Source organism: Sphaerisporangium cinnabarinum (assembly GCF_055567015.1).
In genome coordinates this window covers 88,844-112,130 of the sequence record NZ_JBVHRG010000003.1, presented here as the reverse complement: position 1 = coordinate 112,130, position 23,287 = coordinate 88,844, and the positions used below count along the sequence as shown (strand labels likewise).

Sequence of the window (23,287 nt, the reverse complement as noted above, 5' to 3'; positions counted from 1 at the left end):
GACGCAGCACCCGCGCGTCCGACGACCTCGGAGGCACCACGATGTCCGCCCCTCAGACCACGGCCGGCGACGAGCGCGTCGGCACCTCCGGAGCCGACGGCCCGCCGCCGCGGGACGCGCGCCGCCTGCGGGCCCGCGACGCGTCGCACGCGCGCGACTACGGGCCAGGGTTCTTCGTCAAGCTCGCCCTCATGGCGGTCGTGGACGCGCTCGGCGTGTACGTGGTCTGGTCCGCGTGGACGGCGGGCTCGTACGGCATCCTCGCCGCGACGCTCGCGATGCTCGTCGCGGCCAACTGGGTGTACTTCTCCAAGCGGTCCCTGCCGCTGAAGTACATCCTGCCCGGCCTGATCTTCCTGCTCGTCTACCAGATCTTCGTCGTCGGGTACACGGGCTACGTGGCGTTCACCAACTACGGCACGGGCCACAACTCCACGAAGGAGCAGGCGGTCTCCGCGCTGCTCATCCAGAACGAGCGCCGGGTCGAGGGCTCGGCGTCGTCCGCGCTGACCGTCGTCGAGGACGGCGACGCGCTCGGCTTCGCGGTCGTCACCGACGACGGCGAGGTCGAGGCCGGCACCGCCGAGCGGCCGCTGTCGGTCGTCGACGGCGCGACGGTCGAGGACGGCCGCGCGACCGAGGTCCCCGGCTACACGGTCCTGCCACGCGACCAGGTGCTGCAGCGCCAGGCCGAGGTGACCGAGCTGCGCGTCCCCGTCTCGGACGACCCCGAGGACGGCTCGATCCGCACCACCGACGCGCGCACCGGCTACGTGTACACGTCCGCCCTCGAGTGGGACGCGGCGGCCGACACGATGACCGACACGACGACGGGCACGGTCTACACGCCGAACGACGAGGGCCAGTTCCAGGCGCCCGACGGCTCGACCCTCGCGGTCGGCTGGCGCGTCCCGGTCGGCCTCGACAACTTCGTCACCGCGTTCTCGGACGCCCGCTACGCCCAGCCGTTCGTCAAGATCCTGCTGTGGACGTTCGTGTTCGCGATCGGCTCGGTCGCCACGACGTTCCTGCTGGGCCTGTTCCTCGCGATCGTCTTCAACGACACGCGGATGCGCGGGCGCAAGGTCTACCGGACGCTGATGATCCTGCCGTACGCGATCCCGGGCTTCCTCGCGGCGCTGCTGTGGTCCGGGCTGCTCAACACGCGGTTCGGGTTCATCAACGAGGTGATCCTGGGCGGCGCGCACATCCCGTGGCTCACCGACCCCTGGCTGGCCAAGCTGTCCGTGCTCGGCGTGAACCTGTGGCTGGGCTTCCCGTACATGTTCCTCATCTGCACGGGCGCGCTGCAGTCGCTGCCGTCAGACGTCATGGAGGCCGCGAAGATCGACGGCGCCGGCCGCTGGACCACGTGGCGCGCGATCACGCTGCCGCTGCTGCTCATCTCGACGGCGCCGCTGCTCATCTCGTCGTTCGCCTTCAACTTCAACAACTTCACCCTCATCTACATGCTCACCGGGGGCGGGCCACGCTTCGCCGACGCGTCCGTGCCGCTCGGCCACACGGACATCCTCATCTCGATGGTGTACTCGATCTCCGGCGTCGACGGCTCGGCGCAGAAGGACTTCGGGCTCGCGAGCGCCCTGTCGATCGTCATCTTCGTCATCGTGGGGACGATCTCGGCCATCGCCTTCCGCAGCACGCGCAAGTTCGAGGAGATCAGCTGACATGGCGACCACCCAGGCACCCCCCGTCGTCGGCGGCACGGCCGCCCCGGCGCCCCGGAACCGCATGCGCCCGGGGCGCTGGTTCTCCGAGCTGGGCTGGCGGCACGTCGTCGGCGTGATCGCCGTCGTCTACGCCGCGTTCCCGCTCGTGTACGTCCTGTCGGCGTCGCTGTCGGAGAACGGGACGCTCACCGGCTCCAACTCGCTCTTCTCCGACGTGAGCACCGCGAACTACGCCCAGCTCGGCACCACGATGTTCTGGACGTGGATGGGCAACACGCTCGTCATCGCGGTCGCGACGTCGGTAGGGACCGTGCTCATGGGCGCGGCGGCGGCGTACGCGTTCTCCCGGTTCCGCTTCAGCGGCCGGCGCGCCGGACTGACGTCCCTGCTGATCATCCAGATGTTCCCGCAGATGCTCGCGTTCGTCGCGATCTTCCTGCTGCTCATCTCGCTGGGGAACGTCGTGCCGGTCCTCGGCCTCAACAGCAAGATCGCGCTCGTCGCGGTGTACCTCGGTGGCGCCCTGGGCGTGAACACGTTCCTCATGTACGGGTTCTTCAACACCGTGCCGCGCGAGCTCGACGAGGCCGCGAAGATCGACGGCGCGACCCACACGCAGATCTACTGGACGATCATCCTGCGCCTCGTCGCGCCGATCCTCGCCGTCGTCGCGCTGCTGTCGTTCATCAGCACGTTCGGCGAGTTCATCATCGCGCGCATCGTCCTGTCGTCCGAGAGCAACTGGACCCTCGCCGTCGGGCTGTACGGGTGGGTGTCGTCGCTCAAGGAGGCCAACTGGGGCCTCTTCACGGCCGGTGCCGTCATCTCGGCGCTGCCCGTGCTCGCCCTGTTCCTCTACCTGCAGAAGTACATCGTGGGCGGCCTCACGGCCGGCTCCGTGAAGGGCTGACCGCGTGCACGACGTCGTGAGTCCCGTCCCGCACCACGACGGCTCGGCGCTGTACGTCCCCGAGGGCGTCCCCGCCCTCGGGGACACGGTCCCCGTCCGCGTGCGCGTGCCCCGGTCGGCCGGCGTGCGCGACGTGTGGCTGCGCACCGTGCGCGACGGCGAGCCGCGCCTCGCCCCGGCGCGCCTCGACCGCTCGGACGAGCACGAGGACTGGTACGTCGCCGAGGTGCTCGTGCACAACCCGGAGACCGGGTACCGGTTCTTCCTCGACGAGGGCGAGCGCGGCTACCGCTGGCTCAACGGCCGCGGGGTGTGGGACCGCGACGTGCCCGACGCCGCGGACTTCCGCCTCACCGTCCACGAGGGCGCGCCCGCGTGGATGCGCGACGGCGTCGTGTACCAGGTCTTCCCGGACCGGTTCGCGCGCTCGGCCGCGGCCGACGGGCGTCCGCTCCCCGAGTGGGCCGTCCCCGCGGCCTGGGACGACGAGCCGCACGGCGCGGGGCCCGACGTCGGCACGCAGTACTACGGGGGCGACCTCGCCGGGGTCGAGGAGCGGCTCGACCACCTCGTGGCGCTCGGCGTCACGACCCTCTACACCACCCCTGTCTTCCCGGGGCGCTCCAACCACCGCTACGACGCGAGCTCGTTCGACCACGTCGACCCGCTGCTCGGCGGCGACGCGGCGTACGCGTCGCTGATCCGCGCCGCGCACGCGCGCGGGCTGCGCGTCATGGGCGACCTCACGACGAACCACACGGGCGCCGGGCACGAGTGGTTCGCGCGGGCGCTCGCCGACCCCGGCGCGCCGGAGCGTGACTTCTACTACTGGACCGACGGCGAGCCCGGTTACGTGGGCTGGCTCGAGCACGCGTCGCTGCCGAAGCTGTCGTACGGGTCGGCCGAGCTCGGGGCGCGCATGATCGACGGGCCCGGGTCCGTCGTCGGGCGCTACCTGCGCGAGCCGTTCGGTCTCGACGGCTGGCGCATCGACGTCGCGAACATGACCGGCCGCTTCGGCGCCGAGGACCGCACGCTCGACGTCGCGCGGCGCCTGCGCACGACGATGCGGAGCGTGAACCCGGAGGCCGCCCTCGTCGCCGAGCACTTCCACGACGCGTCCGGCGACCTCGCGGGCGACGGCTGGCACGCGAACATGAACTACTCGGCGTTCACGCGCCCGGCGTGGACCTGGCTGTCTCCCGCGCACTCGCCCGTGCCCTACCTCGGGCTGCCCGTGCGCACGCCGCGCCGGGCCGGACCGGCGGTCGTGGAGACGATGCGCGAGTTCGACGCCGTGCTGCCCTGGCGCGTGACCGCGTCGCAGTGGAACATGCTCGGCTCGCACGACACCCCGCGGCTGCGGTCGATCGTCGGCTCGCGGGAGATGGTCGAGGTCGCCGCGACGCTCCTGCTGACCTACCCCGGCACGCCCGTCGTCTTCGCGGGCGACGAGGTGGGGCTCACCGGTCTCAACGGCGAGCACGCGCGCGCGACCATGCCGTGGGACGACGGGGGCGCCACGGGCGCAGGCGGCGCGCGCTGGGACGGCGCGACGTTCGACCTGTACCGGGCGCTGATCGCGGTGCGGCGCGGCTCGGACGCGCTGCGCCGCGGCGGCCTGCGCTGGGTGCACGTCGCCGACGACGCCCTCGTCTACCTCCGGGAGACGCCCGAGGAGCGCGTCCTCGTCGCGCTCGCCCGCGCGCCGTGGGACGGCGTCACGCTGCACCCCGCGCTCGTGGGGCGCGGGGAGCCCGAGCGGCTGCACGGCGCGCTGGACCTCGCCCCGCACGACGGCGGCGCGCGGCTCTCGGGCGACGGTCCGGCCGTCGGGGTGTGGCGGCTGCCCTAGACACGCACCTAGCCGAACAGGTGCGCGACCGCGCGCACCGCGTCGTCGTACTGCGCGCGGTCGAACGTGAACGGGCCGAGCGCGGAGTAGTCCCACTCGGGGCGGAACGGCTGCGTGAGGTCGCGCCACGTGACGGTGGTCGCGTCGGCGGCCACGGCCACCTCGAACGGCCAGCAGCCCGCCTCGTGGCAGTCGCACGCGAGCACCCACGCCCGCCCGCCCGCGGGCACGCGTCCCCGCCCGTACCACTGGTGCGCGGCGTCGCCGTAGCGGAAGAACGCGGGGACCAGCCCGCCGTACGCGCCCGCGGGGGAGTACCCGCGCGCCGACTCGAACCGTCCGACGACGTCCACGAGCGACCGGCCGTCCACGTACGGGACGACCTCGACCAGGCCGTCGACGGTGACGGCCCGCAGCTCGAGCGCACGCGCTGCACCCATACGCGGGAGGGTACGCCCGCGACGGCGCGCACGCCGTCCGCCACGTCGTGACCGGCGTCGTTACGCTGGGGCCCGTGCAGACGTTCGAGCAGCAGGCGTTCGACCCCGCGGTCGTGGGGACCGGCCCGCGCCCGGCGCGCGGCGAGGAGGGCACGGCGTCGTACTCCGACGCCGACACCGAGCGGTGGTTCGTCGAGTCCGCGAAGTCCCGGGCCCGCACACCGTTCGAGCGCGACCGCGCCCGCATCGTGCACTCGTCGGCGCTGCGCCGCCTCGGCGCCAAGACGCAGGTGCTCGGGCCGGGCAGCGACGACTTCGTCCGCACCCGGCTCACGCACACGCTCGAGGTCGCGCAGGTGGGCCGCGAGATCGGCAAGGCGCTCGGCTGCGACCCGGACATCGTCGACACCGCGTGCCTCGCGCACGACCTCGGGCACCCGCCGTTCGGGCACAACGGCGAGCGGGCGCTCGCGGACCTCGCGGTCGACGTCGGCGGGTTCGAGGGCAACGCGCAGACGCTGCGCCTCCTCACGCGGCTCGAGCCCAAGGTCGTGGAGGACGGCCGGTCGTACGGGCTCAACCTCACGCGCGCGAGCCTCGACGCGAGCGTCAAGTACCCGTGGGGCGCGGGGGAGGCGCCGCTGCGCGCGGACGGCCGGCCCACCCACAAGTTCGGCGTCTACGAGGACGACCGCCCGGTGTTCGACTGGCTGCGCGCCGGGGCACCCGCCCAGGTGAAGTGCCTCGAGGCGCAGGTCATGGATCTCGCGGACGACGTGTCGTACTCCGTGCACGACGTCGAGGACGCCGTCGTCGGCGGGCGCATCGAGCTCGCCGTGCTCGACGACCCCGACGAGCGTGCGCGCGTCGTGCGTGCCGTCCACTCCTGGTACGGCACCGCGTACGACGAGGCGGCGCTCGACGCCGCGATCACGCGGCTCCAGGCCACCGGGCACCTGGTGACCGGGTTCGACGGGTCGCGCCGCGCGCTCGCCGCGCTCAAGGACGCGACGAGCCAGCTCATCGGCCGGTTCACGGGTGCGGCCCAGGACGCGACGCGCGCGCTGTTCGGGGACGGCCCGCTGACGCGGTACGCGGCGCGTCTCGTCGTGCCGGACGAGACGGTCGCCGAGATCCTCGTGCTCAAGGGCGTCGCGGTCGCGTACGTCATGGCGCCGCGCGAGCAGGAGCCGCTCTATCAGCGCCAGCGCGAGGTGATCGCCGACCTGGTGCACGTCCTGGGCGACCGAGCGCCCGTCGCGCTCGAGCCGTCGTTCGCGGCGGACTGGGAGGCGGCGCCCGACGACGCCGCCCGCCTGCGCGTGGTGATCGACCAGGTCGCGTCGCTCACCGACGTCTCCGCTATGCAGCTCCACGCGCGGCTCGTGCGCCCGCCCGCCTGACCGACGGGCGCACGGGCCGGGTCAGCCGCGCTCCGCGACCCACGCGTCGCTCGCGCGCTGCACGTCCTCGGCCGTGACGGAGTCCGCGACGGTCGCGAAGTACCAGCGGTGCCCGAACGGGTCGCGCACCGCCGCCTGGCGGAACCCCTCGAACCAGTCCGACGGCTCCGCGAGGCTCGACGCGCCGGCCGCGAGCGCCCGCGCGTACGCGGCGTCGGCGTCCTCGACCGGGACGGTGAACGACGCGTGCGTCGGTGCGCCGGGCTCCGGCGCGACCGAGTCCGGCGGGAACGCCTCCGCGACGGTGAACGTGCTGGTCCCCGCGGGGGAGACGAGCCGCAGGTCGGAGTGGATGACGGCGTCGCCCGCCGTGATCGTGTCGACCACCTCGGCGCCGAGCGCGGCCTCGTAGAACGCGATCGCCTCGCGCGCGCCGCTCACCGTGACGTTGGGGTGCAGTGCCGACATCTCCATGGTGTCCTCCTCCTCGTGGTTCCCCGCCCACCGGGGGCGGGCCGTCCCCCCATGCTCGTGTCGGCGGGCCGTGCCAGTCTTGGAGGAATGCGACAGGTGTTCGAACCCGCCGGTCCCGGTGCCCCCGTAGGGCCCCGGCGCCCGACGACGTCCGTCCGCGGTCTCGTCGACCCGGCGGCCGCGCGCCGCGGCTTCGAGCTCGTGCGCGTCGAGCCCGCCGCCGACCTCGCGGACCTGGTGGAGCGGCACTGGGTCGTGCGGTGGGACCTGCCGCCCGGCGCGGAGTTCACGCAGGTCCTCGTGCCCCACCCGGTCGCGAACGTCGTCGCCGAGGAGCCGGGGTACGTCGCGCACGGCATCCCGCCCGGGCTGTTCGAGCGCACCCTGACCGGGTCGGGCGCCGTCGTCGGCACCAAGCTCCGGCCGGGCGCCTTCCGGGTGCTGCTCGGCCACCCGGACGCCGTGCGTCCGGGCGTGCAGGTCCCGGCCGCGGCGCTGCTCGGCCCGACGGCGGAGCGCACCGGCGCCGCGGCGCTCGCCCTCGCGGTCGCGGGCCGCGACGAGGAGGCCGTGCGGACGGTCGAGCCTCTGCTGCGCGCCCGGGCCGAGCGGGTCCGCACACCCCGTGCGACGCGCGACCTCGACCGGGTGGCGCGAGCGTTCGCCGCGCTCGTCGGCGGCGAGCTCGGGCCGGGGGCGGGCGTCGGGGACCTCGCGGACGTCGTCGGCACGTCCGCACGCTCGCTGCAGCGGCTGTTCGCCGCGTCCGTCGGCGTGAGCCCCAAGTGGGTGCTCCAGCGGCACCGCGTGCACCTCGCCGCGGACCTCCTGGCGGCGGACCCGGGCCAGGACCTCGCGGCGCTCGCTACCGCCGTCGGCTACTACGACCAGGCCCACCTCGGGGCGGACTTCGCGCGCGCGACCGGTGTCACCCCGGGCGCGTACGCGCGCCGCTGCGCGGCGTCGCGCGCGGCCCTCGTGGGGGCGACGGCGGGGACCGGGACGGAGGTGACGGACGCCGCCGCCGGGGCACCCGCCGGGCCGGTCCGGGGCGCATAGACTCGCCTCGTGGCAGGCCTGATTCGACGCGAGGACGTGGAAGCCGTCCGCGACCGCGCGCGGATCGACGAGATCGTCTCCGCGCACGTCACCCTCAAGACCGCCGGCGTCGGCTCGCTCAAGGGCCTGTGCCCGTTCCACGACGAGCGCTCGCCGTCGTTCCACGTGCGCCCCGGCGTCGGGCGCTGGCACTGCTTCGGGTGCGGCGAGGGCGGCGACGTCATCTCGTTCGTGCAGAAGATCGACGGCCTGACCTTCGTCGAGGCCGTCGAGTACCTCGCGGACCGCATCGGCATCCAGCTGCGCTACGAGGACTCCGGCGGCCCGCAGCGCCCGCGCGAGGAGCCCGGCCGCCGCCAGCGGCTGCTGGAGGCGCACCGCGTCGCTGCCCAGTACTTCTCCGAGCAGCTCTTCGCCCCGGGCGCCCAGGCCGCGCGCGCGTTCCTCGCCGAGCGCAGCTTCGAGCGGGCCGACGCCGAGCACTTCGGCGTCGGGTACGCGCCCACCGGCTGGGACAACCTCCAGCGCCACCTCCAGGGCCGCGGCTTCACGCAGGCGGAGCTCGTCGCCTCCGGCCTCATGAGCCAGGGCCAGCGCGGCATCTACGACCGGTTCCGCGGTCGCCTCATGTGGCCCATCCGCGACGTGACGGGCGAGATCATCGGGTTCGGTGCCCGCCGCCTCTACGACGAGGACCAGGGCCCCAAGTACCTCAACACCCCCGAGACCACGCTCTACAAGAAGTCGCACGTGCTCTACGGCATCGACCTGGCCAAGCGCGAGATCGCGAAGCAGAAGCGCGTCGTCGTCGTCGAGGGGTACACGGACGTCATGGCCGCGCACCTGTCCGGCGTGACGACCGCCGTCGCGACGTGCGGTACGGCGTTCGGCTCGGACCATGCGCGCATCGTCCGGCGCCTCCTCGGCGACACGACCGCGGGCGGCGGCATGCAGCTCGCGTCGGGCGCGTCCGTCGGGGGAGAGGTCGTCTTCACGTTCGATGGCGACGCCGCGGGCCAGAAGGCGGCCGTGCGGGCGTTCGGCGAGGACCAGCGCTTCTACGCCCAGACGTTCGTCGCCGTCGAGCCGAGCGGCATGGACCCCTGCGAGCTGCGCATGGCGCGCGGGCCGGACGCGGTGCGTGCGCTCGTCGACGGTCGCCAGCCGCTCTTCGAGTTCGTCATCCGGACCACGCTCGCGTCGTTCGACCTCGACACCGCCGAAGGGCGCGTCGGCGCCCTGCGAGCGGCCGCGCCGGTCGTCGCCGGCATCCGCGACACGGCGCTGCGGCCCGAGTACGCGCGCATGCTCGCCGGTTGGATCGGCACCGACGCGGAGCGCGTCCGGCGCGAGGTCGCCGCGGCCGCCAAGCGCGGCAGCGCACCCGGGCCCGTGCGGACCACGCGGTCCGACGACGCCCGCCCCGGTGCCGAGCCCCGGTCGCCCGAGCCCGAGGTCCCCGCGCTGCCCCTGCCCGACCCGCGCGACCCCGTCGCCCGCCGGGAACGTCTCGCGCTCGTCGCCGTCCTCCAGTACCCCCAGCACGTGCCGCCGATGTTCGACGACCTGGGCGAGGACGCGTTCGCCGTCCCGGCCTGGCGCGCCGTCCACGCCGCGATCCGCGCCGCGGGTGGCGTGCGCGAAGGCAGGTCGCTCGGCGCCGGGCACTGGGTCGAGGCCGTCGTCGAGCAGGCCGCCGAGCCCGTGCGCGGCCTCGTGACCGAGCTCGCCGTCGCACCCCTGCCCGAGGACCGGGAGAACGTCGTCGGCGGCTACGTCGCGGGCGTCGTGCGCGGCCTCGTCGACCTGGGCCTTACCCGCCGCGTCGCCGACGCGAAGAGCCGGCTCCAGCGCCTCGACCCGTCGGTCGACCTCGCCGCGTACCAGGAGGCGTTCGCCGCCCTCCTCGCCGTCGAGGCCGAGCGCCGCACGCTGCGCGAGGGCGAGATCGCCTGACCCGGCGGCCTCGGTCGGTCCGGGTCCTCCTCCGTGGACGGAGGCGTTCGGTGACGCCCGACCCGCGCAAGCGGCGCGGACGCGGCGACGGGTGCTCGGAGAGGTCGGACGGTCTCGCGCCGGACGGAGGTCCGTCCCGGAGACGCAAAAGGCTCGGCCCCGGACCGCTGCGCGATCCGGGGCCGAACCTGAGGGCTCCCGCGGTAGGACTTGAACCTACGACCGTCCGATTAACAGTCGGATGCTCTGCCAGCTGAGCTACGCGGGATCGACCACGGCCGTCGCGGTGTGCACCGCAGCGACCGGGGAAAACTCTAGCAGGCTCAGAGGGGTAGTCCGGACGCCGACCGGACCCGACCCTCGGCCGCGTCGACCCGTGCCTCGACCTCCGGGTCCGTCAGGTCCAGTCCGGGGTCGGCGACGACCTGCGAGAAGAGCTCGCCGTCCGCGTCCCGCCGCACGGCGACGCGCGCGGTGAGGCCTGCGGCGAACGTCACGGTCTCCGAGAGCACGACCGACGACTGCACGCGCTCGCGCAGCGTCTGCGCGAGAGACGTGCGGCGCGGGTCGGCGAGGCGCAGGGCCAGGGGAGGGGCGCCGTCGACCCACGTGACGGTGATCGTCGCGCTCTCCGGGTCGTACCCCGCCCGGTCGACGTCCGACCAGAGGTGCCGGTCGACGGTCGTCCCTCCGGCGTCGCTCGTGAGGAGCCCGGCCCGCGTCGCGACGGCCCACGAACCGTCGGCGAGCTCGGCCGACGCGAGGACGCGGTCGGTGGCCGGGAGGTCGAGCGCACGACGGACAGGGTCGGGCAGCGCGGGACGGCGGAACCAGGACACGTCCCCACCGTAGCGGCTCTCCGACCGCCTGCCGCACGGGCGGTATGCTCGCCCGCGCGCCCCGTTAGCTCAGCTGGTCAGAGCAGGAGACTCATAATCTCTCGGTCGCGGGTTCAAGTCCTGCACGGGGCACCCTCCCGCGTCGCGCGTGCGGCGCGAGCGTGCGCGCGGTGTCATGGCCTCATGACGGTACGGACCAAGCGCGTGTACGAGTCGGCCGAGGAGCAGGACGGGTTCCGCGTGCTCGTCGACCGCCTGTGGCCGCGCGGCGTGAGCAAGGAGGCGGCGCACGTCGACCTGTGGCTCAAGGACGTCGCGCCGTCGACGGACCTGCGGCGCTGGTTCCACCACGAGGAAGGGCTGTTCGACGAGTTCGCCGAGCGGTACCGCGCCGAGCTCGACGCCCACGGCGAGGCGGTCGCGGAGCTGCGGGACGTCGTCGGGCAGCACCCGGTGGTGACGTTGGTGTACGGGGCGAAGGACGAGGAGCACAACCAGGCGGTGGTGCTGCGCGACTACCTCGCGGCGACCGGCTCACCCTGAGCGCTCCCGGCGGCGGCGGCGCGGGACGGGCGGTCGAGGTCGCGGCGCAGGTCGCGGTCGAGGGCGTGGCGCAGCCGGGGCCCGAGCGGGCGTTCGACGGCGCGGTGGATCACCCAGGCGAGGGCGAGGCACACCGCGACCGCGACCGCGAGGGTCGCGGCGCGCGAGAGGTACGGGTGCACGGACTCGATGACCCACCGCCCCCAGGACGAGTGCACGAGGTAGAGCGGGTACGTGAGGGCGCCGAGCGCGGTGAGCCAGCCCCAGGAGACGCGGGCGAGCGGCGTGAGCGTCGCCGCGGCGACGAGCGCGAAGCACACGACGATCGCGACCCACCATGCGGTGGGCGAGACGACGACGTCGGTGCTGTTCTCGATGCGCCCGGACTGGATCCGGCCGGAGAGCGCCGCACCGAGGAGCACGTTCAGCGTGAGCGCGAGCCAGAGGACGGGGGACCGGCGCTCGCGGGTCAGCAGGTAGAGCACCATGCCGCCCGCGAAGAGCGGGGCGTCGGGGGCGACGAGCACCGTCGCGAGCAGCTCGGAGCCGGTCTGGGTGGCGATCGCGCCGGCGACGGGCCACAGCACGACGAACGCGAGGACCCGCGCCCGGGTGAGGCCGACGGCGACGAGCACGCCGACGAGGACGTAGAACCGCAGCTCGGACCAGAGCGTCCAGTAGACGGCTTCGAGGTCGGGGATGCCGAACGCGCGCTGGACCATGGTGAGGTTGGCCGCCGCCTGCGGCAGGTCGACGTCGCGCCGCCCGGGGACGACGAGCGCCAGCAGGACCACGGTGAGCAGCACCGAGGCCCAGTAGGCGGGGAAGAGCCGCCCGGCGCGCGACGCGACGAAGCCGCGCACGTCGCGGCCCCAGGCGGTCATGAGGATGACGAAGCCGCTGACGACGAAGAAGAGCTGGACCCCGAAGGACCCGTAGGCGGTGACAGCCTGCGCGCCGGGGAGGGAGGTGCTCGTGCGCTCGCCCCACGCGTGGTGGTTGACGGCGACGAAGTGGTACACGAGCACCGCGGCCGCGGCGGCGAACCGGAGTCCGTCGAGCACGGCGAGGCGAGGAGTCTGCGTCGGCATCCGGGGCACGTTACCGAATCGTGATCAACGAGGCCCGAGATGGGCGCCCGGCGTGCGCAGCGCCCGCAGTTCTGGCACCGTGTGCGGGCCGGAGAACCCGGCGGCGCGGTGGGGGCGGCGTCCCGACGACCGAGGAGGTCCTGTGGCAGCGAGCATGAGCTCGACCGGCAAGGCGGCAGCACGCGGCGCACGCGGTAGCAAGACCCTGGAGCTCCTGGCCCGCGCGGGCTACGCGGTGAGCGGTCTGCTCCACCTCGTCGTCGGCGTCCTGGCCGTGCAGGTGGCGACCGGCTCGGCCTCCAGCGAGCAGGCCGACCAGACCGGTGCGCTCACGGCCATCGCGCAGACGCCGGGCGGTACCGCGCTGCTCTGGTTCGCCGTCGTCGCGTTCGCGGCGCTCGCCCTGTGGCAGATCACCGTCGCGCTGAGCGGCGCGGGCGAGACGTCCGACCGGCTCAAGGCGGCGGGCAAGGCCGTCCTCTACCTGGCGCTCGGGGTGATCGCCCTCCAGGTCGTGACCGGGTCCGCCGGTGGCTCCGGCCAGGAGGAGAGCATGACCGCGACCCTCATGGAGAAGCCCGGCGGTGTGCTCCTCGTCGGTGCGGTCGGCGTCGGCATCGTCGCCGGTGGCGTCTACCACGTCCTCAAGGGATGGCGGAAGAAGTTCCTCGAGGACCTCGAGGGCGGGACCGGCGGGCACCTGGGACGCGCCGTCGTGACGCTCGGGCAGGTCGGGTACATCGCCAAGGGCGTCGCGCTCGGCGTGCTGGGGGTGCTGTTCGTCGTCGCCGCCGTCCAGCACGACCCGGAGCAGGCGGGCGGTCTCGACAGCGCGTTCGCCACGCTCGCGGCGCAGCCGTTCGGGGTCGTCCTCCTCGTCGCCGTCGGCCTGGGGTTCGCGGCCTACGGGCTCTACTCGTTCGCGCGGGCGCGGTACGCGCGGATGTGACACGCGCCCCGGTGCGGGGCTGGGGACGACGGCCGGACGACGCCGCGCGCATGGAAGAATGGTGACCATGGCGATGAGAGAGATCCGGACCATCCCGGACCCCGTGCTCCGCACCCCTTGCGACGAGATCACCACCATCGACGACCGGGTGCGCTCTCTCGTCGCCGACCTCGTCGAGACGGTCGACCACGAGGGCCGCGCGGGGCTCGCCGCCAACCAGATCGGCGTCAACCTCCGGGCGTTCTCGTGGAACATCGACGACGAGATCGGGTACGTGCTCAATCCCCGCATCGTCGAGCTGTCCGACGACTACCAGGACGGCGACGAGGGCTGCCTCTCGGTCCCCGACCTCTGGTACCCGACGCGCCGCGCCTGGTACGCGCGCGTGGTGGGCACCGACCTCGACGGCAACGAGGTCGTGGTCGAGGGCACCGAGCTCATGGCCCGGTGCCTCCAGCACGAGTGCGACCACCTCGACGGCATGCTCTACCTGGACCGCCTCGACCGGGCCGTGCGCAAGAAGGCGATGCGCGAGCTGCGCGAGCACCTCTGACACGGGTGTGCCCGGTCGGTCCCGGGCACGCCCGCCCGATCTCTCGCGCGCACGCGCGATGTCGTGCAAGATGAGCACGAGACACGCCGCGACACCTGTGCGAGCGCTGTGGACCCGCCCTGGGTGAGGACGTTGGGGAAGACGAAACCTCGACCTAGGGAGGCAGACATGGCCGGTGCCATCACCCGCGGTGTTCTTTACGTGCACTCAGCACCGCGTGCTCTGTGCCCGCACATGGAGTGGGCCGCGGGCAACGTCCTCGGCGTGCGCGTGTCGCTCGACTGGACCGAGCAGCCCGCCGCGCGCGGCCTCTACCGGGCCGAGTACTCGTGGCAGGGGCCGCAGGGGACGGGCGCCAGGCTGGCCTCCGCGCTGCGCGGATGGTCCCACCTGCGGTACGAGGTCACCGAGGAGCCCAGCCACGGCGTCGACGGCGGTCGCTGGTCCCACACGCCCGACCTCGGCATCTTCTACGCCCAGACGGACGTGCACGGGAACATCGTCGTGCCCGAGGACCGGATCCGCGCCGCGCTCGAGCAGGTGAGCGAGCCGTGGGCGATGCGCGACGCTCTCCACCTCGCGCTCGGCAAGGCCTGGGACGACGAGCTCGAGCCGTTCCGCTACGCCGGTGCCGGCGCGCCGGTGCGCTGGCTGCACCGCGTCGGCTGACGCCCACCGACGCCGCGCCGCGGGGACTGCTCACGCACGCCCGTCGGCAGGGACCACGAAGGGCGCCTCCCGGAGACCCGGGAGGCGCCCTTCGCGTCGTCGTGGCGCCTGGTCAGACGCTGGCCACGGCGAGGGCGACGTTGTGGCCCCCGAAGCCGAACGAGTTGTTGATCGCGACCACGTCGCCGCCCGGCAGCGGCGCGGGCGTGTCGCGCACGAGCGGCACCTGGAGCTCCGGGTCGGGGTTCGCGACGTTGATCGTCGGGGGAGCGAGGCGCTCGGCGACGGCCTTGATCGTGAAGATCGACTCGAGCGCGCCGGCACCGCCGAGGAGGTGGCCGGTCATCGACTTCGTGGCCGAGAGCAGCACGTGGTCGGCGTCGTCGCCCAGGAGCGAGCGGATGGAGCGCGTCTCGGTGAGGTCGCCCACCTTGGTCGAGGTCGCGTGCGCGTTGACGTGCACGACGTCCCGACCGGTGACCCCGGCCTCCTCGAGCGCGCGGCGCATCGCCGCGACCTGGCCCCGGCCCTCCGGGTCGGGCGAGGTGATGTGGTAGGCGTCGGAGGACAGCCCGACGCCGGCGAGCCGCGCGTAGACGCGGGCCCCGCGGGCCGCGGCGTGCTCCGCGCTCTCGAGGACGACGACGCCCGAGCCCTCGCCGATGACGAAGCCGTCGCGGTCGACGTCGTACGGGCGCGACGCACCCTGCGGGTCGTCGTTGCGCAGCGAGAGCGTGCGCGAGGCGGCGAAGGCCGCCATCGGCATCGGGTGGATCGTGGCCTCGGTGCCGCCGGCGACGACGACGTCCGCACGGCCCGCGCGGATCATGTCGACGCCGTAGCCGATCGCCTCGGCGCCGGACGCGCACGCGGAGACGAGGGCGTGGGCACCAGCCCGCGCACCGAGCTCGAGCGAGACGTACGCGGTGGGGGAGTTCGGCATGAGCATGGGCACCGTCATGGGCAGCATGCGGCGCGCGCCGCGCTCCCGCAGCGTGTCCCAGCCGTCGAGCGTGGTCCAGATGCCGCCGATGCCGGACGACACGACCGTGCCGAGCCGGTCGCCGTCGACCTCGGGGCTGCCCGCGTCCGCCCACGCCTCGCGCGCGGCGATGATCGCGTACTGCGTGGAGGGGTCCATGCGCTTGATCTCGGGGCGTGCGAGGACCTCGGCCGGGTCGACCTTGATCGTCGCGGCGAACGTCACCGGGATCTCGTAGCGCTCCGCCCAGTCGTTCTCGAGCGTGCGCGCGCCGGACTCGCCGGCCAGTGCCGCGGCCCAGGTGGAGGGCACGTCGCCGCCGAGCGGCGTGGTGGCGCCGAGGCCGGTGACGACGACTTCAGTAGCGGCGGACATGGTGCTCCTCGGGGGTTGCGGCGGGGGCGGGGAGGACGGGCGGGCCGGCGTGGGTGACGCCGGCCCGCCCGCAGGCCTGCGAGGCAGGCGGGGCGTGCTCAGGCCTGGGCGCCCGTGATGAAGGACACGGCGTCGCCGACCGTCGTGAGGTTCTTGACCTCGTCGTCCGGGATGCGGACCCCGAACTTGTCCTCGGCGTGGGTGACGATCGTCATCATCGACAGCGAGTCGATGTCGAGGTCGTCGGTGAAGGACTTCTCGAGCGCGACGGCGTCGGTCGGCAGACCCGTCTCCTCGGCGACGATCTCCGCGAGGCCGGCGAGGACTTCCTGCTCGGTGTAGGCCATGGTTTCTCCTTGTCGTGGGGCCGGCGGCGACCGGTCCCGGTGGCGGTGCCCGGTGGGTGTGCCGGGCGGTACTTCGTCAGACGGGTGCGCGCGACGGACGGGTCCGCCGACGGCGTGGGTCCTCCCCGCGAGGAGGGCGGCCGTCCGTCCAGGGTGATTCTCCCCTACGGCAGGACGACCACCTGCGCCGCGTAGACGAGCCCGGCGCCGAACCCGATCTGGAGGGCGAGGTCGCCGGAGCGGACCTGCCCCTCGTCGAGCAGGCGCCGGGTCGCGAGGGGGATCGAGGCGGCCGACGTGTTGCCGGTCTCCGCGATGTCCCGGGCGACCGCGACGGACGCGGGGAGCTCGAGCTGCTTGATCATCTGGTCGATGATCCGCATGTTCGCCTGGTGCGGCACGAACGCGCCGATGTCGGCCGGGGCGACCCCGGCCTCGGCCATCGCCTTGGCGGCGACGGGGGCCATCTGGAACGCGGCCCACTTGAACACGCTCTGACCGTCCTGGCGCAGCGTGGGCCACCCGAGCGAGGGGTCCTCGCGCAGGTCCGACCACGCGTGCGTCTGGCGGATCGCCTGCGCCTTGCCGCCGTCGGAGCCCCACACCGTCGGGCCGATGCCCGGGGTGTCGGACGGCCCGACGATCGCGGCGCCGGCGCCGTCGCCCAGGAGGAACGAGATCGAGCGGTCGGTCGGGTCGATGAAGTCGCTCATCTTCTCCGCCCCGACCACGAGCACGTGGGTCGCGATGCCGGCGCGCACGAGGGCGTCGGCCTGCGCGATGGCGTAGGCGTAGCCCGCGCACGCGGCGGACACGTCGAACGCGGCGGCGGGCGTCGCGCCGAGGCGCTCGGCGAGCACCGCCGCGGCGGCGGGGGTCTGGTGGAAGTACGTGACCGTCGAGACGATCACCGCGTCGACGTCGGCGCCCTGCAGGCCCGCCCGGGCGAGCGCGTCGCGCGCCGCGGCCTCGGAGAGGTCGAGGACGTCCACGTCGGCGCCCGCACGACGGCGCGTGACGATCCCGGTGCGCTGGCGGATCCACTCGTCGGAGGAGTCGATCGGGCCGGCGATGTCGTCGTTCGTCACGATGTTCTCGCCGCGCACCCCGCCGATCGCGAGGATGCGCGAGTGCGCCGGGCCCGTGGCCTGGCGCAGGGTCGCGCCGCTCACGCGTCGACGCCCGGGGCCGCGCCGGCCGCCACCGAGTGCCGGGCGACGAGGTCGCGGGCCGCCTCGACGTCGTCGGGCGACTTCACGGCCACCGCCTCCACACCCTTGAGCGAGCGGCGGGCGAGGCCCGTGAGGACGCCCCCGGGCGCGAGCTCGAGCAGCGCGGTGACGCCGAGCTCCGCGAGGGTCTCCTGGCACAGGTCCCAGCGCACGGGTGCCGCGATCTGCGCGGTGAGGCGGCGGACGACGTCCCGCGCCTTGCCGTAGGTGCTGCCCTCGATGTCGATCGTCCCGTAGGACTCGCCGTCCGCGTTCGAGAGGAACGGCAGGCGCGGGTCGGTGACGTCCCACGACGCGGCGACCGGCTCGAACTCCTCGAGCGCCGGCTGCATGAAGGGCGTGTGGAACGCACCTGCGACCTGGAGCGGGATGACGCGCGCCTTCGCCGGCGGGTTCTCCGCGAGCGCGGCGAGGTGGTCGAGGGCGCCGGCGGCGACGACCTGCCCCCCGCCGTTGACGTTCGCGGGCCACAGGTGGGCCGCCTCGATCGCGGCGAGGACCTCCTCGGGGTCGCCCCCGACGACGGCGCTCATGCCGGTCGGGGTCGCGGCGGCGGCCGCGGCCATGGCGCGCGCGCGGTGCGCGACGAGCCCGACCGCGCCGGTGTCCGTCAGCGCCCCCGCGACGGCCGCGGCGGCGAGCTCGCCGACCGAGTGCCCGGCGGTCACGTCGACGACGTCGGCGGTGTCGCGCCCGTCGAGGATCACGCGGAGCGCGACGAGCGACGACGCGACGATGAGCGGCTGCGCGACAGCCGTGTCACGGATCGTGTCGGCGTCCGACTCCGTCCCGTGCGCACGCAGGTCGAGGCCCGCGGCCTCGCCGAACGCGGAGACCTGGTCGGCGACGCCGGGCAGCTCGAGCCAGGGGGCGAGCATTCCGGGGGACTGGGAGCCCTGTCCAGGGCACAAGACGGCGAGCACCCGTCAACTGTGCCAACGCGAGGCCCGTGCGCCACGTCACGACGCGCACCAACCTTGCGGAGGGTGGTTGTGCCGAACCTACAAGGCGGCACGGCGGAGTGCCCCGGTGGTCGTCGGACGGGCCCGGCTCCTCAGCGGACCGTCGAGAGCTGCCCGAGCGCGAGCGCGACCTGCAGCACGAACGACTCGCGGGCGTCCAGCGGGTCCCAGCCGGTGATCTCGGAGACCTTGCGCAGGCGGTAGCGCACGGTGTTCGGGTGCACGTACAGGGACCGGGCCGCCGCCTCGAGCGACCGGCCCGTGCCGAGGTAGGCGGACAGCGTCTCGAGCACCGAGCCCGTCGCCTCGGCGAGCGGGCGGTACGCCTGGGCGACGAGCGTGCGCCGCGCCGTGGTGTCGCCGGTGAGGACGCGCTCGGGGAGCAGGTCGTCGGCGAGCACCGGGCGCGGGGCCTGCGGCCACGCGGGCGCGGCCCGCAGCCCCGCGAGCGCGGCCTGCGCCGAGCGCGCGGCCTCCTCGAGCCCGGGGACCGTCGGCCCGATGACGACCGGGCCCGGCCCGAAGCGCGGCAGGAGCGACGCCGCCGCGGCCTGGAGGTCGCCCTCGCCGCCGAGCACGAGCACGAGCCGGTCGCCGTGGATGCCCACGAGCGCGTCGCCCGCCGCCCGGCGCGTCGCGCGGCGCAGCTCCGCCGTCCGGACCTCGTCGAGCGTCGCGGCGATCGTCCCCGCCATGACGAGGGTCGAGCCGTGGCCGCCCCAGCCGAGCGCCGAGACGCGCGACCGCAGGGAGTCGTCGCCGTCGCCGCGGATGAGCGCGTCCACGACGAGGGCCTCCAGGCGCGCGTCCCACGCGCCGCGGACCTCCGCGGCGCGGGCGTAGACCTCGGCCGCGGAGAACGCCACCTCCCGGGAGTAGCGCAGCACGGCCTCGCGCAGGTCGCGCTCCCCGCCCGGCGCCGCGAGCTGGTCGGAGTACGCCTCGACGACCTCGACGACGATGCGGACGAGCTGGAGCGTGTTCTGGAGCGAGATCGAGCGCGTGAGCTCGGGCGGGGCCGCGGCGAAGATGTCGCTCACGCCGTGCGGCGGGGCCTGCGGGTCCGCGTACCACGTGACGAACGCCGTGATGCCGGACTGCGCGACGAGACCCACGTAGGAGCGGTCCTCGGCCGGGAGCTCGCGGTACCAGCGGATCTCGTCGTCGAGGCGGCGCAGCGCGGCGGACATGAGCAGGCCGCTGCCGTCGCGCAGGCGCTGGAGGTTGTCCGCGTTGCCGGCCGGGCTCGTCGGGGCCGGCGCGGTCGCCGGGGTCCTGGGGGTGGCCGTCACGCGCCGAGCATACGGCCGGTGTTGTGGACAGTCCACAAAGCGCGCGCCGCGACGGCCGGCGCGTCGTCGGGGGACCGGGTCGCTGGGTGAGCACCCGGACGACCCGCTAGGGTCGGGGAATGGCACTCATGCCCCGACTTCGACAGCTCATGCGTCGGCCGACGTCCGCGTCGACCGTCGGCACGCGCCGCCCACGGTCCGGGGAGAAGCGTGGCGACACGGTCCACGAGGACGCGCTGCGGGCGATGCTCGTCGACGACCCGAACGACGAGCGGGCCTTCCGCGCGCTGGCCGAGCTGGTCCGTCGTCGGGCCGCCGAGGGACCGACCACGGACGACCCCCTGGCCGCCCCGGCGGACGAGACCGAGAAGCAGCGCGCCGCCGACCTCGCGGTCTGGGCGCTCGCCGAGGAGCTCGCGGGGCACCCCCGCGGGTGGTACCCGCTCGTGGAGCTCGGCCGTCTCTCCCTCGACGACGACCCGGAGGCGGCCCTGCGCCGCTTCGCGACGGCCGCCGAGCGCGACCCCTCGGGGCACGCGCTCGCGCAGTCCATGGAGGTGCTGCGCACCGCTGGTCTGCCGGTCGAGGCGCTGGGCCTCGGCGTCGGGCACTGGCGTGCCCGCGAGCACGAGGCCGAGGTCGGGCGCCAGCTCGTCCTCGCCGCCATCGAGGCCGACCGGCCTCTCGACGCCCGCCACCACCTCGAGTCGCTCGTCGAGTACGGCGACCCCCGGGGCGTCGCGCCGCTGCGCGCCGACCTCGAGCGCGCCGTCGCCCAGGCCGAGCAGCACCGCGCCGGGACCTGACCCGCGGCGTCGGGCACCTCCGGAGACGACGACGGCCGGTCACCCCGCGGGGTGACCGGCCGTCGTCTTCAGGCGGTGAGGGTCAGGCCTCGCCGCCCGCGTTGCCGGACGTGCCGGCGGTGACGTCCATCAGGCGGTACTTCTCGATCGCGCGCGCCGACGCGTCCGCGGGGACCTTGCCCTGCTTGGCGAGCGCCTGGAGCGTGCGCACGACGACGGACGGGCCGTCGATCTTGAAGTGCCGGCGGGCCGCCGCGCGCGTGTCCGAGAACCCGAAGCCGTCGGCGCCGAGCACCTCGTAGTCACCCGGGACCCACTTGCGGATCTGGTCGGGGACCAGGTGGTCGTAGTCGCTCGTCGCGACGAACGGCCCCTCGGCGCCGGAGAGCTTCTCCGTGACGAACGGGACGCGCGCGGGCGCGGCCGGGTCGAGGAACGCGGCCTGGTCGGCGGCGAGCGCGTCGCGCCGCAGCTCGTTCCAGCTCGTCACGCTCCACACGTCCGCCGCGACGCCCCAGTCCTCCCGCAGGAGCTGTTGCGCCTCGAGCGCCCACGGCACGCCGACGCCCGACGCGAGGATCTGGGCGCGCGGCCCGTCGCCCTCGCCCACGGCGATGCGGTGGATGCCCTTGAGGATGCCCTCGACGTCCACGTCCTCCGGCTCGGCCGGCTGGACCATCGGCTCGTTGTACACCGTGAGGTAGTACATGACGTTCTGGTCGCGGCCGTCCGCGCCCACGCCGTGCTCGCCGGGGCCGAACATGCGCTCGATGCCGTCGCGCACGATGTGCCGGATCTCGTAGCCGAACGCCGGGTCGTACTGGACGATCGCGGTGTTCGTGCCCGCGAGGAGCGGGGAGTGGCCGTCGGCGTGCTGCAGGCCCTCGCCCGTGAGCGTGGTGCGGCCCGCGGTCGCGCCGATGATGAAGCCGCGCGTGAGCTGGTCGCCCGCCGCCCAGAACTGGTCGCCGGTGCGCTGGAAGCCGAACATCGAGTAGAAGATGTAGAACGGCACCATGATCTCGCCCTGCGTGGCGTAGGACGTGCCGACCGACTGGAAGGCGGCCGCGGAGCCCGCCTCGTTGATGCCGGTGTGCATGATCTGCCCGGCCTCGGACTCCTTGTAGCTCAGCATGAGCTCACGGTCCACGGCGAGGTAGTGCTGGCCCTGGGTGTTGAAGATCTTCGCCGACGGGAAGATCGAGTCCAGGCCGAACGTGCGGGCCTCGTCGGGGATGATCGGCACGACGCGCTTGCCGAACTCCTTGTCCTTGATGAGGTCCTTGAGCAGGCGGACGAACGCCATCGTCGTGGCGATCTCCTGCTGGCCCGAGCCCTTCTTGAGGATCTCGTAGGACTTGTCGCCGGGCAGGGTGATCGGCTTCGGCGACGAGCGGCGCTCGGGCACGAACCCGCCGAGCTGCTGGCGACGGTTCAGCAGGTACTGGATCTCCGGCGCGTCCGGGCCCGGGTGGAAGTACGGGGGCTCGTACGGGTTGGCGTCGAGCTCCTCGTCCGTGATCGGGATCCGCAGCGAGTCGCGCAGCGCCTTGAGGTCGGCCAGGCCGACCTTCTTCATCTGGTGCGTCGCGTTGCGGCCCGCGAACGACGGCCCGAGCGCGTAGCCCTTGACCGTGTGCGCGAGGATCACGGTCGGCTGGCCCGTGTGGGCGCGCGCCGCCGCGTAGGCCGCGTAGATCTTGCGGTAGTCGTGGCCGCCGCGCTTGAGGTTCCAGATGTCGTCGTCGGTCATGTTCTCGACGAGCGCCTTCGTCCGCGGGTCGCGGCCGAAGAAGTGCTCGCGGATGAACGCGCCGGACTCCGCACGGTACGTCTGGTAGTCGCCGTCGGGCGTGACGTTCATGAGGTTGACCAGGGCACGGTCCTTGTCCGCGTTGAGCAGGACGTCCCACTCGCGGCCCCAGATGACCTTGATGACGTTCCAGCCCGCACCGCGGAACTGCGCCTCGAGCTCCTGGATGATCTTGCCGTTGCCGCGCACCGGGCCGTCGAGGCGCTGCAGGTTGCAGTTCACGACGAACGTCAGGTTGTCGAGCTGCTGCTGCGCCGCGAGCTGGAGCATGCCGCGCGACTCGGGCTCGTCCATCTCGCCGTCGCCGAGGAAAGCCCACACGTCCTGCTGCTCCGTGTCGCGGATCCCGCGGTTGTGCAGGTACTTGTCCGTCCACGCCTGGTAGATCGCGCTCGCCGGGCCGAGACCCATGGAGACGGTCGGGTACTCCCAGAAGTCGGGCATGAGCCGCGGGTGCGGGTACGACGGCAGGCCGCCGCCCGGGTGCGACTTCTCCTGGCGGAACCCGTCGAGCTGGTCCGCGGAGAGCCGGCCCTCGAGGAACGCGCGCGCGTACACGCCGGGGGAGGCGTGGCCCTGGAAGTAGACCTGGTCGCCGCCGCCCGGGTGGTCCTTGCCGCGGAAGAAGTGGTTCAGGCCCACCTCGTACAGCGTCGCCACCGACGCGTAGGAGGAGATGTGGCCACCGACGCCGATGCCGGGCCGCTGCGCCCGCGTCACCATGACGGCGGCGTTCCAGCGGATCCACGAGCGGTAGCGACGCTCCAGCGCCTCGTCGCCGGGGAAGTAGGGCTCCTCGTGCACACCGATGGTGTTCACGTAGGGGGTCGTCAGGGAGGTCGGGACGGCGACGTTGCGCTCCCGGGCCCTCTTGAGCAGGTTCAGCAGGACGTAGCGGGCGCGCGGGCCCCCGCGGTCGTCGATCAGGCCGTCGAGGGCCTCGACCCACTCGCCGGTCTCGGCGGGGTCGAAGTCCGGAACCTGGCTGAGCAGACCGTTGATCAGCGGTCCGGTCTCGTCGTACGAAGCCACCAGCAACCTCATAT

Annotated in this window: 21 protein-coding genes and 2 tRNA genes; 12 read left to right on the top strand and 11 right to left on the bottom strand. The window is 73.8% G+C overall.

The window, feature by feature from the left end; all coding sequences use genetic code 11:
- Positions 1 to 41 precede the first annotated feature (41 nt).
- From ACZ4MO_RS06090 to ACZ4MO_RS06080, 3 genes are read left to right on the top strand one after another with little or no spacing between them, the layout of a single operon-like run.
- A complete protein-coding gene (locus ACZ4MO_RS06090; protein ID WP_074809725.1) occupies positions 42 to 1,688 on the top strand; it encodes an ABC transporter permease subunit in 1,647 nt (548 codons plus the stop codon).
- Between the two features lies 1 nt (position 1,689).
- Positions 1,690 to 2,601, top strand: a complete 912-nt coding sequence (locus ACZ4MO_RS06085; protein ID WP_175008380.1) for a sugar ABC transporter permease — start codon at positions 1,690 to 1,692, stop codon at positions 2,599 to 2,601.
- Between the two features lie 4 nt (positions 2,602 to 2,605).
- Positions 2,606 to 4,456 (top strand): glycoside hydrolase family 13 protein, encoded by a 1,851-nt coding sequence (locus ACZ4MO_RS06080; RefSeq protein WP_175008381.1) that lies wholly within the window; start codon positions 2,606 to 2,608, stop codon positions 4,454 to 4,456.
- Positions 4,457 to 4,464: 8 nt separating this feature from the next.
- On the opposite strand, the gene ACZ4MO_RS06075 is transcribed toward ACZ4MO_RS06080, so the two are convergent.
- Positions 4,465 to 4,896, bottom strand: a complete 432-nt coding sequence (locus ACZ4MO_RS06075) for a hypothetical protein (RefSeq protein ID WP_009862091.1) — start codon at positions 4,894 to 4,896, stop codon at positions 4,465 to 4,467.
- Between the two features lie 113 nt (positions 4,897 to 5,009).
- On the opposite strand from ACZ4MO_RS06075, the gene ACZ4MO_RS06070 reads away from it, so the two are divergent.
- Positions 5,010 to 6,299, top strand: coding sequence for a deoxyguanosinetriphosphate triphosphohydrolase (locus tag ACZ4MO_RS06070; RefSeq protein ID WP_255437102.1), 1,290 nt, complete (start codon positions 5,010 to 5,012; stop codon positions 6,297 to 6,299).
- Between the two features lie 21 nt (positions 6,300 to 6,320).
- Here ACZ4MO_RS06070 and ACZ4MO_RS06065 read toward each other — a convergent pair whose 3' ends face one another.
- Entirely contained in the window at positions 6,321 to 6,773 is a 453-nt protein-coding gene (locus ACZ4MO_RS06065; RefSeq protein WP_175008383.1) for a VOC family protein, read from the bottom strand.
- A gap of 96 nt (positions 6,774 to 6,869) precedes the next feature.
- Here ACZ4MO_RS06065 and ACZ4MO_RS06060 point away from each other — a divergent pair, with 96 nt between their 5' ends.
- Together ACZ4MO_RS06060 and dnaG are read left to right on the top strand one after the other, a co-directional pair.
- Entirely contained in the window at positions 6,870 to 7,832 is a 963-nt protein-coding gene (locus ACZ4MO_RS06060) for a helix-turn-helix domain-containing protein (RefSeq protein WP_175008384.1), read from the top strand.
- Between the two features lie 9 nt (positions 7,833 to 7,841).
- On the top strand, positions 7,842 to 9,788 hold the full coding sequence (dnaG, locus tag ACZ4MO_RS06055; protein ID WP_209829655.1) for a DNA primase: 1,947 nt from the start codon (positions 7,842 to 7,844) through the stop codon (positions 9,786 to 9,788).
- Positions 9,789 to 9,983: 195 nt separating this feature from the next.
- Here dnaG and ACZ4MO_RS06050 read toward each other — a convergent pair.
- Positions 9,984 to 10,056: transfer RNA gene (locus ACZ4MO_RS06050), tRNA-Asn, on the bottom strand.
- Positions 10,057 to 10,111: 55 nt separating this feature from the next.
- A complete protein-coding gene (locus tag ACZ4MO_RS06045; RefSeq protein WP_175008386.1) occupies positions 10,112 to 10,627 on the bottom strand; it encodes a hypothetical protein in 516 nt (171 codons plus the stop codon).
- A 58-nt stretch (positions 10,628 to 10,685) separates the two neighbouring features.
- Between ACZ4MO_RS06045 and ACZ4MO_RS06040 the strand changes: the two genes are divergently transcribed.
- Positions 10,686 to 10,759, top strand: a tRNA-Ile gene (locus tag ACZ4MO_RS06040).
- Between the two features lie 51 nt (positions 10,760 to 10,810).
- Positions 10,811 to 11,170, top strand: a complete 360-nt coding sequence (locus tag ACZ4MO_RS06035) for a DUF488 family protein, N3 subclade (RefSeq protein ID WP_175008387.1) — start codon at positions 10,811 to 10,813, stop codon at positions 11,168 to 11,170.
- Here ACZ4MO_RS06035 and ACZ4MO_RS06030 read toward each other — a convergent pair.
- Positions 11,143 to 12,261, bottom strand: coding sequence for an acyltransferase family protein (locus tag ACZ4MO_RS06030; protein WP_209829654.1), 1,119 nt, complete (start codon positions 12,259 to 12,261; stop codon positions 11,143 to 11,145). The genes ACZ4MO_RS06035 and ACZ4MO_RS06030 overlap by 28 nt on opposite strands.
- Positions 12,262 to 12,403: 142 nt before the next feature.
- Between ACZ4MO_RS06030 and ACZ4MO_RS06025 the strand changes: the two genes are divergently transcribed.
- The 3 genes from ACZ4MO_RS06025 (at position 12,404) to ACZ4MO_RS06015 (ending at position 14,432) form a co-directional block, all read left to right on the top strand.
- The gene (locus ACZ4MO_RS06025) at positions 12,404 to 13,210 is read left to right on the top strand and encodes a DUF1206 domain-containing protein (protein ID WP_255437085.1); all 807 of its coding nucleotides are present in this window, start codon (positions 12,404 to 12,406) and stop codon (positions 13,208 to 13,210) included.
- 67 nt (positions 13,211 to 13,277) lie between these two features.
- A complete protein-coding gene (def, locus tag ACZ4MO_RS06020; protein WP_074809896.1) occupies positions 13,278 to 13,763 on the top strand; it encodes a peptide deformylase in 486 nt (161 codons plus the stop codon).
- A gap of 168 nt (positions 13,764 to 13,931) precedes the next feature.
- Positions 13,932 to 14,432 carry a DUF3145 domain-containing protein gene (locus tag ACZ4MO_RS06015; protein WP_021481145.1) on the top strand — a complete coding sequence of 167 codons (501 nt, stop codon included), beginning with the start codon at positions 13,932 to 13,934 and terminating at the stop codon, positions 14,430 to 14,432.
- Positions 14,433 to 14,544: 112 nt separating this feature from the next.
- Here the strand turns inward: ACZ4MO_RS06015 and ACZ4MO_RS06010 are convergent, their stop codons facing one another.
- From ACZ4MO_RS06010 to ACZ4MO_RS05990, 5 genes are all read right to left on the bottom strand, one after another.
- Positions 14,545 to 15,789, bottom strand: a complete 1,245-nt coding sequence (locus tag ACZ4MO_RS06010; RefSeq protein ID WP_175008389.1) for a beta-ketoacyl-ACP synthase II — start codon at positions 15,787 to 15,789, stop codon at positions 14,545 to 14,547.
- Positions 15,790 to 15,887: 98 nt separating this feature from the next.
- Positions 15,888 to 16,136, bottom strand: a complete 249-nt coding sequence (locus ACZ4MO_RS06005) for an acyl carrier protein (protein WP_021482065.1) — start codon at positions 16,134 to 16,136, stop codon at positions 15,888 to 15,890.
- 164 nt (positions 16,137 to 16,300) lie between these two features.
- Positions 16,301 to 17,308, bottom strand: a complete 1,008-nt coding sequence (locus ACZ4MO_RS06000) for a beta-ketoacyl-ACP synthase 3 (RefSeq protein WP_175008390.1) — start codon at positions 17,306 to 17,308, stop codon at positions 16,301 to 16,303.
- Positions 17,305 to 18,246: an ACP S-malonyltransferase gene (locus tag ACZ4MO_RS05995; RefSeq protein ID WP_499278645.1), complete on the bottom strand. Its 942-nt coding sequence runs from the start codon at positions 18,244 to 18,246 to the stop codon at positions 17,305 to 17,307. The genes ACZ4MO_RS06000 and ACZ4MO_RS05995 overlap by 4 nt, the downstream gene beginning before the upstream one ends.
- Before the next feature lie 176 nt (positions 18,247 to 18,422).
- Complete coding sequence (locus tag ACZ4MO_RS05990; RefSeq protein ID WP_074809664.1) at positions 18,423 to 19,622, bottom strand: PucR family transcriptional regulator; 1,200 nt, start codon at positions 19,620 to 19,622, stop codon at positions 18,423 to 18,425.
- A 119-nt stretch (positions 19,623 to 19,741) separates the two neighbouring features.
- On the opposite strand from ACZ4MO_RS05990, the gene ACZ4MO_RS05985 reads away from it, so the two are divergent.
- Positions 19,742 to 20,428 carry a hypothetical protein gene (locus ACZ4MO_RS05985; protein WP_034651756.1) on the top strand — a complete coding sequence of 229 codons (687 nt, stop codon included), beginning with the start codon at positions 19,742 to 19,744 and terminating at the stop codon, positions 20,426 to 20,428.
- Between the two features lie 82 nt (positions 20,429 to 20,510).
- Here the strand turns inward: ACZ4MO_RS05985 and aceE are convergent, their stop codons facing one another.
- A complete protein-coding gene (aceE, locus tag ACZ4MO_RS05980; protein WP_171468065.1) occupies positions 20,511 to 23,273 on the bottom strand; it encodes a pyruvate dehydrogenase (acetyl-transferring), homodimeric type in 2,763 nt (920 codons plus the stop codon).
- Between the last annotated feature and the right edge of the window lie 14 nt (positions 23,274 to 23,287).